The organism is Pontibacter burrus (assembly GCF_010686685.1).
Taxonomy (GTDB): Bacteria; Bacteroidota; Bacteroidia; order Cytophagales; family Hymenobacteraceae; genus Pontibacter; species Pontibacter burrus.
In genome coordinates, this window is sequence record NZ_JAAGWD010000009.1 from 78,917 (window position 1) to 90,470 (window position 11,554).

Here is an 11,554-nt window from a genome sequence, read left to right on the forward strand (position 1 = left end):
GCTTATTTGCGGATAAAGGCTCCTAACTGTTTTTCAAACTGCTGCATCAAACGTGTCATGGTGGAGTCAATTACTTTATCGGTAAGGGTTTGCTGTTTATCGAGCAACGTAAAGCTAATGGCATACGCTTTTTTGCCCTGTTCTATCTTATCGCCTTCGTACACGTCAAACACGTTCACATCCTGCAGCAGCTTGCGCTCTGTTCTGAAGGCAATATGCTTCACCTGGTCAAAGGTAACATTCTTATCCAATACAAGGGATAGGTCGCGGCGCACTTCCGGGAATTTCGGCAGTTCTTCGCCAGCAAGGTTAGCTTTGTATTTTTTCAGCAGGTAATCCCAGTTCAGTTCAGCGTACCAAACCTGTTCCTTCACTTCCATAAACTTCGCTACACCCGCATCAACCGGCCCTATCTCGGCAACTATAGTTCCATTTTTTACATAAGCCACACCTTGTTTCATGTATGGGTTTGGCTGCAGCGGCTGTGTTTCGTAATCCGAAGCGTTCAGTTTGCGCAGTATGTTCTGCACTACAGCGGCCAGGTCATGGAAAGCCATTTTAGCACCCGGCTGTCTCCAGCTTTCGGCAGTCAAGTTACCGGCCATGTACAGTGCCAAACGGCGGCTCTCTTTGGTGGTACCGTCTTCCAGTCGCTGGTAAGTTTTGCCCAGTTCAAATAATTTCAGGTCGCGCTGGCGGCGGTTAATGTTGCGGCGCAGCACTTCCAGCCCCGAAAACACCATGCTCTTACGCAGCACGTCCAAGTCTTCGGAGTTATAGTTTAAAACCTTCACCAAGCCTGCCACTTCAGCATCGCCGGCTGGCTTATAGTAGTTGGAGTTGGTTATAGAGTTGGTGATGATCTCATGGAAGCCCTGGTCAGCGATGTAATCCATGATGCCATCGGTCACATCTTCCGGGTAAGGTTTAGAGAAGCTGGCCATGTACGAAGTGCCCATTTGCTCGCTCACCTCGATGTTGTTAAAGCCATAGATGCGCAGGATTTCTTCAACTACATCAGCTTCGCGCTTCACATCCACTTTAAATGGTGGTACAGACAGCTCCAGGTGCGTTTCAGATTCACCTTTTACTTCAATGCCCAGATCCGTAAGTATAGTTTTAATACGCTCCGAACCGATGTACTGCCCGATTAACTGGTGCGTGCGCTCAATGCTCAGGCTCAGTTCCGTATTCTGGATAGGGTTTGGATAAACATCCACTATTTCAGAAGAGATAAGGCCACCAGCAATTTCCTGCATCAGCAGAGCAGCACGCTTCAGGGCAGTGATGACCATGTTTGGATCAGTACCACGTTCGAAACGGAAAGATGCATCTGTTTTCAGACCATGTACCATACCTGTGCGACGCACATAATCCGGCGAGAAGTAAGCACTCTCGATAAATATAGTTGTGGTCTCTTCCGAAACTCCTGATTTCTTACCTCCGAACACACCGGCAATTGCCATTGGCTCTTCAGTGTTGCAGATCATCAGGTCGTTAGCCTTCATTTTGCGTTCTACATCGTCCAGCGTTACAAAAGGAGTACCTTCTGCTATAGTTTTAACGATGATCTTATCGCCTTTAATCTGGTTTGCATCAAAAGCATGAAGCGGCTGGCCCAGTTCGTGCAGCACATAGTTTGTAATGTCAACTATATTATTAATCGGCGACAGGTCGATAGCGCGCAGTTTTTTCTGCAGCCACTCCGGCGACGGGCCAACTTTTACGCCGGTTATAGTTACACCAGCATAGCGCGGACAAGCTTCCAGGTTCTCAACTTCAACAGCTATAGTTCGGTTGGTATTCTCTACTTTAAAAGCAGAAACATCCGGCAATGTAGCAGGAGTTTTCAGCAGTGCCTGCAGGTCGCGGGCAACACCGAAATGCGATGCTGCATCAGCACGGTTTGGCGTTAAACCAATCTCAAAAACTTCATCCGGGTTCAATCCAAAGTATTCCGCAGCAGGTGTTCCGTTTGGCAAGTCGGTGTCCAGCACCATAATGCCGGCATGCGACGTACCAATACCAATCTCATCTTCGGCACAAATCATTCCCTCCGAAACAGCGCCACGTATTTTAGACTTCTTAATCTTGAACGGTTCACCACCAGTTGGGTAAAGTGTGCTGTTTACGGTTGCTACCACCACTTTCTGGCCAGCAGCTACGTTTGGCGCACCACACACAATCTGGCTCGGCTCTCCGGCACCGATATCCACGGTAGTCAGGCTTAGTTTGTCTGCATCCGGGTGGCGTTCGCAGGTCAGTACTTCGCCTATCACAATGCCTTCCAGGCCGCCTTTAACAGCTTCCAGTTTGTGAATTCCTTCTACTTCCAGGCCAGCGCCCGTTAGCAAAGCACCAACTTCTCCCGCGTTCTTATCTATATGTATCAGCTGTTTTAACCAGTCGAGTGAGATCAGCATGTCGTAATTTTTAATCTTTTATAGTTTAGCTCTATCGTTTGAGCCAGTTAACTTCAAAATTAAGCATTATTCTGTTTCCTGCTGCAAGTGGTGTAAAATTGTGGAGGTTTATAGTTTATATTTAGCCATGTCGAGCGAAGCCGAGACATCTCTATGTCCTTTAGCTAACTATAGCTGCCATTTGCCATAAGCAGTTCGTACCATAGTGACCTTTTATCCTGGGAGCTCAACTGACCTATTGTTTTATAGTTGATTTGATGCGCTCACGGCCGCGGGGCCCCGTCTTCGTCCATCGCGCGGTGTACCTTTCTTTTGCTCGTCCCTCGCAATGCCTGGCGGCACCAGAAATCTACAAGGCGCTCAACCCAAAGACTGAGATCATTCGATAGCTTAGGCTATAGTTTATAGTTTGATGAACTATAGTTGCATCGCCTTTCCGTGGTCGTAGTTTCGTGGGGCAGGCTGCGCCTGCCTGCTCTGTAACTATAGCACGATAGTCTGAACTAAAGCAAAAACAGAAAGTCCCCTCTCGGGAGGGGGTAGGGGTGGGTTAAAAATGCTAATTATAAAACTATAGCTGCCAACTATAGCAAAAGTTTTAATCCTGTAAATTCTGATTCAGACACACATTACTTCTTCAGATCTCTTCCGCCTACATTAATTACAAACCCAAGTGCAAACACAGAGTAGGCGGCGGTAAGGGTTTCGCGGTTTTTGAGGCCGATGGTAGTGCCGGTAGTATACTGCAACTGTACCGATGGATTAAGGGTGAGGCGTGTGTAGAAAATGGGCTCCAGGAAAATATTATCTTCTTCGGCAGCGGGCAAACTATTCAGCTTATAGTCGTGCATGTTTACGTAGCTGGCGCGAAGCGCAGTACCATAGTTCAGCGGAAACTCGCGGCTAAAAAGGCTCAGCGACCGCTTCTTTTTAGACGTGAAATTTACCTGCGTAAAATATTTGCTAAACTTCGCTTCGTGGCGGTTATAGGTCATTTCGCCGGTTTCCTTATGTTCCTCTTTCTCGGTGCGGTCGCTGGAGCCTCCGCCATATCCGGCATAAATTTCAAGGATACGGTTGTTATCCGGACCAAAAGTGGTAAAGTAGCCACCACCAGCTTCAAGTAAATTATGTCTGAAATCGCGTTTGCGGCGCTCGCTGTTCAGCATAGAGCCGTTCAGCACCACGGCAAAATGGTCTGACACGGCATAGGCGGTGTTAAAAGTAATATTTCCCTTCAGCGAAACGTGGCCTCCGGCGCTCACCTCGCCTTTTTGTGTAAACATGGGTACATTGGGTACGTTAGGCATGTAGGCCGACACACAACCAGAAAGCAGGACAGGAAAACTTAAAACTATAGTTACATACAGGGCACTACGCTTTCCGGCATTCAGCATAAAAAGCTCAATAATACGGTTACTCATTTTACGGGCAGGCACCTGAGGAGCCTCAAATTAAAAGGTTGGATTAAATAAAATACTATAGTTCAAATCGTTACCCCGAAGCAGCGCTGAAGTAAATTTGCAGAAGCGCTACCTCCTGAGCGGTTAATTTTTTAAAAGTTGCTGGTATAACGTGTAGAGTTGCGTGATGGTGTGCTCAGGCCGGAATTTCAGTGTATGCGCATATCCCTGCTGTATCATTTGCTGCCGCAACGTTTCGCTTTGCCCTACCCTGGCTATTGCAGCAGCTAGTTCCTGCACATTATCCGGATCGATGTAGATGGCCGCGTCTCCGCCGGCTTCGCTGAAACAGGAGCCTTTGGATGTAATAACCGGCACACCGCTATTCAACGCTTCCACAATCGGAATACCAAACCCCTCAAATATAGAAGGGTAAGCAAAAACGGTAGCCATCTGGTAAAAAGCAGGTAACTCCTGGAAGGGTATATAAGGCATAAAGTGTACTCTCGCCTCCAGCTTATGGTGTGCTATATATGCTCTCAGGCCATCAGCATATTTTGTTTTCTTCCCTATAAATACTAATTCCAGATCAGCACCAGACTCGTGCCAGGCCTTTAACAGGTTCAGCTGATTTTTACGCGGCTCTAGTGTGCCTACACATAAAAGGTAGTTGTCCGGAAGCCCATAGTTATGCTTTATCCTCTTTAGGGTTTCAGCATCGCATGGGTGGTGGAAAACCGGGTCACAATCCTGGTAAATCACTTCAATTTTGGCCGGGTCTGTACCAAAAAACGCAACTAAATCGTTCTTTGTCTGATCACTGATCGCTACAATACGATGCGCCTGCTTGCAGGCACTCCTGAACTTTTTGTCATAGATCAGGCGGTCGGCAGGTTTAAACAGCTCCGGATACCTTAAATAAATAAGGTCGTGTATAGTTACCACCGCCCTCGGAACATGCTTGCTTATGTTTGCCGGAAGCTCATTACTAAGGCCATGAAAAATATCAAGCTGCTGGTGCTTTACTTCTGATGCCAATTGAAAGACACGCCATAAAGATGAAAGCTTTCTCCAGATGCCCTGCGGCTCCACCACCCTGACATTATTATAAGGAGTATACAGATCCCGGAAAAGTTCGTGCCGCTTTGGTGTGTACAGGAAGTACGCGTTCTGCGGAAACAACTCTACAAGCGAAGTGATCGTGAATCGGCTATAGTTGCCCAAGCCGGAAGTATTGGTAAAAGCACGTTTGGCATCAAATCCTATCTTCATGAGAGGCCTTGTAATAATTATAAAGTGTATTCTTCGTTTTGATCAGGCATTAAAGGCAGGACTTGCTATAGTTCAGCAAAAGGCCTCAGCAAGGTAGTAACCGGATAATTTGATCAAATCAATTCCTAAATTTAGAGATAAATAGTAGTTTTAAGTTATGTTTAAAGAGAAGTGTTTAATTTAACCTTCTGTTAACCGAAAGAAAATACATGAGATACCTGCCTATCAGCAATGAGTTGTTTGTGCACAACCGCCGCAACTTCACAAAAGAGCTGAAACCATCCTCTATCGCTATCTTCCATTCCAACGATGTAATGCCAACAAACGCCGATGGCTCTATGGCATTCCGCCAGAACAACGACCTGTTTTACCTGTCGGGCGTGGACCAGGAAGAAAGCATTCTGATTTTATTCCCGGATGCAAAGGACCAGCGCATGAAAGAAGTGCTGTTTGTGCGCGAAACCAACGACCACATCCTGACCTGGGAAGGCTATAAACTAACAAAGCAGCAGGCACAGGAAGTGTCGGGCATTAAAACCATACTCTGGACACACGAATTCAAGTCGGTACTGAACACGCTGATGGCCGAAGCTGAGCATGTGTACCTGAACAGCAACGAGCACCTGCGCGCCGTAGTGGAAGTAGAAACCCGCGATGCACGCTTCATTAAATGGGTGAAAGAGCGCTATCCGCTGCACAAACTGGAGCGCAGCACGCCGATCATGCACTACCTGCGCGCTATCAAATCAGACCTAGAAATCTCCCTAATCCGCAAGGCCTGCCACATTACCGAGCTTGGTTTCCGCAGACTGCTGAACTTTATTAAGCCGGGCGTAATGGAATACGAGATAGAAGCTGAACTATGGCACGAGTTTATCCGCAACCGTTCGCGCGGGCCGGCTTATGGCTCTATCATAGCGTCGGGGTCTAATGCCTGCATTTTGCATTATGTAGATAATAACCAGGAATGTAAAGACGGCGATATGCTGCTGATGGACTTTGGTGCAGAGTATGCCAACTATGCATCGGACCTGAGCCGTACGGTGCCGGTTAACGGTAAATTCACCCCGCGCCAGCGCGATGTTTATGAAGCTGTACTGCGCGTTATGAAAGGAGCAACACAAATGCTGGTGCCAGGCAACACACTGGATCAGTATCACGCTTTTGTAGGCACCCTGATGGAGAACGAGCTTATCCGCCTGGGCTTACTGAACGAAAACGATGTGCGCAACCAGGACCCAGCTGCACCGCTTTACAAAAAGTACTTTATGCATGGCACTTCACACTTCTTAGGGCTGGATGTGCATGATGTGGGCAATAAATATCGTCCGTTTGAAGAGGGCATGGTATTTACCTGCGAACCGGGTATTTATATCTGGGACGAGGGCATTGGCGTGCGCCTGGAGAACGATATTCTGGTAACCAAAAACGGCCCGGTAGACCTGATGAAGGACATTCCGCTAGAAGCCGACGACATAGAGCGCCTGATGAAGAAATAGGTAACTATAGCAAGTTGACCAATTTTATAAGACTGCCGGTTTTGTGCCGGCAGTCTTTTTTTGTGCTCTTACCACCCTGTACTGTATGTAACATAAATTTATAGGCACCTGTAAAACCTTGTAGTGTAGTATCAGTTGAAATATAAGATACAATTTTCTGAACCAGAAGACACCCCACGTTGCCGCTGCCCAGATGGCGGAGAAGAATTAAAGACTTTGCTTATGACAAGATTTTACACTTTTCAAAAACTGTTTCGGCAGTACTCCAATTATGCTTGTTGTACAATTTATTATTAGCGTACGTATAAACCTGATCGAAATATGTACGTATTGACATATCAACATATACTCAATAAAACTATGCGAACACGATTAACAAAATTTAGTGCAATAGCATTTGTGCTTGTATTTCTGCTTTCAGCGAATACAGCCTTGTTTGCACAAAATGCTGATAGACGGACAAACCTCCAGATATATGGTAGTGCTCTTCAATATAAAGGGGAGCTTGGAAACCAGTTCTTTGAGAAAGATATGGAGTGGGGCGGGGGAATCTCGCTTAACCGTTACCTGAGCCCATCTTTTGATGCTGGCTTACACCTCACTTATGGCGGCGCTGATGCCGTGAACGGAGCAAGCAGTATGGATGCGAACATTGGTACTGCTATGCTTGGCCTGCGTCTTAAAATGTATGGTAAAATCCTGAAAGAGGATGCTTTTATCGGACCATACCTGACAGTAGCGGGTGGTCTTGCATTTGCTTCAGCTGACGGTTCTGTAAACGGAACAGCTTTTGACGACAACTTTACAACAAGTGCCCTTATGGGTGGTGCCGGTATTCGCCTGCGCTTCTCTGATGTGGTAAGCGCTTTCGTACAAACCGGTTACCTGTTTACAGGCAACGATGGCTTTGATGGACAGAAAGGTGGCGATAACGACCGCTTCTTACAGCACAACTTTGGCCTTGGTTTTAACCTTGGCAAAGCCACAGACACTGACGGCGACGGTGTGCCAGACAGACGCGACAAGTGTCCTGACACTCCAACCGGCGTACAGGTAGATAAGAACGGTTGCCCTATTGATACTGACGGTGACGGTGTTCCGGATTACCAGGATCAGTGCCCTACCGAGGCTGGCGTAGCTAACCTGCAGGGTTGCCCTGACCGTGATGGCGATGGCGTTGCTGACAAAGACGACCAGTGCCCAGATGAAGCTGGTACTGCCGCTACGCAAGGTTGCCCTGACTCAGATGGTGATGGTGTAGCTGACCGCGACGATAAATGCCCTGACACTCCGGCTGGCGTACAGACTGGCCCAGATGGTTGCCCAACAGACGCTGACGGTGACGGTGTTCCGGATAACGAAGACCTATGCCCTAACTCTGCCGGTCCGGCTGATAAAGGTGGTTGCCCTGAACTGGATGCTGCTACACTGAAGCTGATGGAAGAGAAAGTACGCTTCGAGTTTGACCGTGCCCGTGTGCAGGAAGGTTACAAGCAACTACTGGATAGCATTGTAGTAGCGCTTGAGAAATACCCTGACCATGTACTGCTGATCAAAGGTCACGCTGACCACATTGGTTCTGCGGAATACAACCAGGCACTGTCTGAGCGTAGAGCACAGGCTGTAAAAGATTACCTGATCGAGCGTGGTGTACAAAACCCTGACAGACTGGTAACGCGTGGCTATGGTGAAACACAACCACTTGTTAAAGTAAACGAGCGACTGTCTAAACGCAGAACAGAAAGCGCGAGAGCTAAAAACAGACGAGTTGGTTTCGAGCTAAACACTCCGGACATGAAGCTGAATATGGATTAAATAGAATAGATTAGCGTCAATTCAAAAGCGCCCTGGCATTTGCCGGGGCGCTTTTTTTGTAGTAGTGTGTGGTTGGGATTCTAATTTCCGGGATTAGAGCTTTGGCAATAGCCGAGGCTGTAGTTCTATAGTTTGCGAAGGTCCAACCACCCCTAACCCCCTCCTTAACCAAGGAGGGAAGCTTTTTGCCTTCGCTATAGTTAGAATTATAGTTCCATAATTGCTGTTTGTCATCCCCCTACCCCCTTCAAAGGGGGACTTTGAGCTATTGCTATAGTTTGCCTTATAGTTCTATAGTTGGCAATTAACCCATCCCTACCCCTCCCAAGAGGGGAATTTCTGTTCATTCTATAGTTGGACTATCGTGCTATAGCTACAGACCAAAACCAGGCAGGCAGCGCCTGCCCTAAGGAACTACTACCATGCAAAGGCGACAGCACTATAGCTGCTCAACTAAACTATGGCTTAGCTATCGAAAGATCACAGTCTTTGGGTTGAGCGCCTCGAGAGGTTCCGGTGCCGTCAGGCATTGCGACAATAGGAGCAAAAGAAATGTACACCGCGCGATGCCCTTATCGAGGGCCCCTACCCAAGACGGGGCCCCGCGGCCGTGAGCGCACCAAAGCCAACTATAAAACGATAGGTGAGTAAAGCTCCCAGGATAAAAGGTAACTATAGTATAAACTGCTTGTAACAAGTGGTAACTACAGTTAGCTATAGAAGTGTAGCTTCAACTATAGTTTGAGATAGATTTCTCACTGTGTTCGAAATGACAATAAAGTAAACTATAGAACATATAAGATGTCTCGACTAACGCTTGACATGACAAACGAGAACTATAGCTTGAGCATAAAACCAAATCCTTATAAAGAAGTAAAATCCGGATTAGTAATAAGGCGCTGAAATAACAGATTGTAATTTTAAACTAACACTCTTTCCCGTACCTTTGCAGGCTAATTCAGAACTGAATGCTTGATTACCATTTACATACATTACCAAACGGCATCCGCATTATCCATAAGCAGGTGAACCACACCAAAATAGCCCACAGCGGCTTTATTATGGATATTGGTAGCCGCGATGAAGTTCTCCACGAACTGGGCCTGGCGCACTTCTGGGAGCACATGGCTTTTAAAGGTACTGCCAAGCGCAAGTCCTTCCATATTATAAACAGCCTGGAGTCGGTTGGGGGCGAATTGAATGCCTACACTACCAAAGAAAAGATCTGTTTCTATAGTTCGGTGCTGGACAAACATTTCGAACGGTCTTTCGAACTCCTTACAGATATTACCTTTCGATCCGTTTTCCCGGAAAAAGAAATTGAAAAAGAGCGCGGCGTAATTCTGGAGGAGATGGCGATGTATCTTGATACACCTGAAGAAGCTATAGTTGATGAATTCGACAACGTAGTCTTCGGGAACCATCCGCTGGGGAATAACATATTGGGCACCCGAGAAAGTGTTTCAGGATTTGAAAAACAGGACTTCCTGAATTTTATAGACCGCAACCTGAGTACCGATACCATGGCATTCTGCTCTGTGAGCAACTGGCCTTTCGAGAAGGTATTGAAACTGGCTTATAAGTACCTGGCAGATATCCCAACTATAACCAGGAGCCGCGAGCGGGTGCCATTCCTGGAGTACCAGCCACAATCTATTACTATAGAAAAGCCTATTTCGCAGGCACATTGCGTGATTGGCTGCCCGGCCTATGCTCTAGCCGATGACCGCCGCATCCCGTTTTTTATGCTGGTAAACATTTTAGGCGGCCCTGGCATGAACTCACGCCTTAACCTGGCTGTGCGCGAAAAGCATGGGTTGGTGTATACCATCGATGCCAACTACGCCACCTATATTGATACAGGTCTATTCTCAATTTACTTCGGCACGGAGAAAAAACAACTGAAACGCACTACATCGCTTGTACTAAAAGAGATGAAAAAGCTGCGCGAAAAGCCGCTTGGCTCGCTGCAGCTGCACACCGCCAAAGAGCAACTAATGGGTCAGTTGGCCATGGCCGAAGAAAGCAACATGGGCCTGATGATGATGCTGGGTAAAAGCATACTGGATCAGAACAAAGTAGAGCCACTGAACGAGATTTTCGATAAGATAAAGAGTATAGATTCGGGACACCTGATAGAAATTGCCAATGACGTGCTGCGCGAAGATCAACTCAGCTTCCTGAACTATGTGCCTAATTAATGGCTGTATTGCTAAATGATTAAATTGTTAAAAACCACAATAGCAATTTAGCAATCAACAATTTAACAATTTAAAAAAGATGGAATTCATTGACGAAGAATTGCAGCAATATGCCGAGGACCATACTTCGCCGGAAAGTGAACTGCTGCGCAAGGTAAACCGCCAGACACACCTGAGCGTGATGAAGCCACGCATGCTTTCGGGCCATTTGCAGGGGCGCTTACTGGCTATGTTCTCGCAGATGATCCAACCGAATCAAATTCTGGAAATCGGCACCTATACCGGCTATTCGGCCCTTTGCCTTGCCGAAGGCCTGCAGGCAGGTGGCACCCTACATACAATTGATATAAATGAAGAGCTGGAAGACCGCGTGCGTGGTTATTTTGCTGAAGCCGGCTTATCCGAAACTATAAAATATTATATTGGCAACGCGCTTGACATCATCCCAACTATAAACGCCACCTTCGACCTGGTTTTTATAGATGCCGATAAAATTAACAACGCTGCCTACTACGACCTTGTGATCGATAAAGTGCGCCCGGGCGGCTACATAATTGCCGACAATGTACTGTGGAGTGGCAAAGTTTTGGAGAAATACAGAAAGAAACTAGACGAAGACACAGCAGCCCTGCTGGCCTTTAATAAAAAAGTGCACGACGACGAGCGGGTTGAAAACATCATGCTGCCTGTGCGTGACGGGTTGCTGGTTGCCCGGAAGAAGTAAGAATAGAACTATAGCATCAAACTATAAGTGGTCTGGAATATGGAAATTTTCCGGACCACTTATAGTTTCTACAACTCTGCCTTCAAAATTATATTCAGCAATTATTTTATATTAAAAACTTGGCAAAGGGTTTTAGAATACGGACCTTTTTGCTTTATTTTTGCAATTGGGTCTTCCTATATAGAACAAACTATAAATTAGCCCATTACTTCCGGTT

General features: G+C 46.7%; 7 protein-coding genes. 4 read left to right on the forward strand and 3 right to left on the reverse strand.

The window, feature by feature from the left end; all coding sequences use genetic code 11:
• Window positions 1–2 precede the first annotated feature (2 nt).
• The 3 genes from pheT to GXP69_RS17065 form a co-directional block, all read right to left on the reverse strand.
• Complete coding sequence (pheT, locus tag GXP69_RS17055) at window positions 3–2,423, reverse strand: phenylalanine--tRNA ligase subunit beta (protein WP_163916551.1); 2,421 nt, start codon at window positions 2,421–2,423, stop codon at window positions 3–5.
• A gap of 629 nt (window positions 2,424–3,052) precedes the next feature.
• Entirely contained in the window at window positions 3,053–3,847 is a 795-nt protein-coding gene (locus GXP69_RS17060) for a hypothetical protein (protein ID WP_235925808.1), read from the reverse strand.
• A 123-nt stretch (window positions 3,848–3,970) separates the two neighbouring features.
• Window positions 3,971–5,098, reverse strand: a complete 1,128-nt coding sequence (locus GXP69_RS17065; RefSeq protein ID WP_163916553.1) for a glycosyltransferase family 4 protein — start codon at window positions 5,096–5,098, stop codon at window positions 3,971–3,973.
• Window positions 5,099–5,307: 209 nt separating this feature from the next.
• Here GXP69_RS17065 and GXP69_RS17070 point away from each other — a divergent pair, with 209 nt between their 5' ends.
• The 4 genes from GXP69_RS17070 (at window position 5,308) to GXP69_RS17085 (ending at window position 11,337) form a co-directional block, all read left to right on the forward strand.
• Window positions 5,308–6,597, forward strand: coding sequence for an aminopeptidase P family protein (locus GXP69_RS17070; RefSeq protein WP_163916555.1), 1,290 nt, complete (start codon window positions 5,308–5,310; stop codon window positions 6,595–6,597).
• A 360-nt stretch (window positions 6,598–6,957) separates the two neighbouring features.
• Complete coding sequence (locus tag GXP69_RS17075) at window positions 6,958–8,412, forward strand: OmpA family protein (RefSeq protein WP_163916557.1); 1,455 nt, start codon at window positions 6,958–6,960, stop codon at window positions 8,410–8,412.
• Window positions 8,413–9,380: 968 nt separating this feature from the next.
• Window positions 9,381–10,613 (forward strand): M16 family metallopeptidase, encoded by a 1,233-nt coding sequence (locus GXP69_RS17080; protein WP_163916559.1) that lies wholly within the window; start codon window positions 9,381–9,383, stop codon window positions 10,611–10,613.
• Between the two features lie 79 nt (window positions 10,614–10,692).
• Complete coding sequence (locus GXP69_RS17085) at window positions 10,693–11,337, forward strand: O-methyltransferase (protein ID WP_163916561.1); 645 nt, start codon at window positions 10,693–10,695, stop codon at window positions 11,335–11,337.
• Window positions 11,338–11,554: the final 217 nt, after the last annotated feature.

What these genes read in the sequence shown, in the direction of transcription:
- GXP69_RS17070 (WP_163916555.1), top strand. Translation starts at nt 5,308, where the DNA reads ATGAGATACCTGCCTATCAGCAATGAGTTGTTTGTGCACAACCGCCGC.
- pheT (WP_163916551.1), bottom strand. Translation starts at nt 2,423, where the DNA reads ATGCTGATCTCACTCGACTGGTTAAAACAGCTGATACATATAGATAAG.
- GXP69_RS17080 (WP_163916559.1), top strand. Translation starts at nt 9,381, where the DNA reads ATGCTTGATTACCATTTACATACATTACCAAACGGCATCCGCATTATC.
- GXP69_RS17060 (WP_235925808.1), bottom strand. Translation starts at nt 3,847, where the DNA reads ATGAGTAACCGTATTATTGAGCTTTTTATGCTGAATGCCGGAAAGCGT.
- GXP69_RS17085 (WP_163916561.1), top strand. Translation starts at nt 10,693, where the DNA reads ATGGAATTCATTGACGAAGAATTGCAGCAATATGCCGAGGACCATACT.
- GXP69_RS17075 (WP_163916557.1), top strand. Translation starts at nt 6,958, where the DNA reads ATGCGAACACGATTAACAAAATTTAGTGCAATAGCATTTGTGCTTGTA.
- GXP69_RS17065 (WP_163916553.1), bottom strand. Translation starts at nt 5,098, where the DNA reads ATGAAGATAGGATTTGATGCCAAACGTGCTTTTACCAATACTTCCGGC.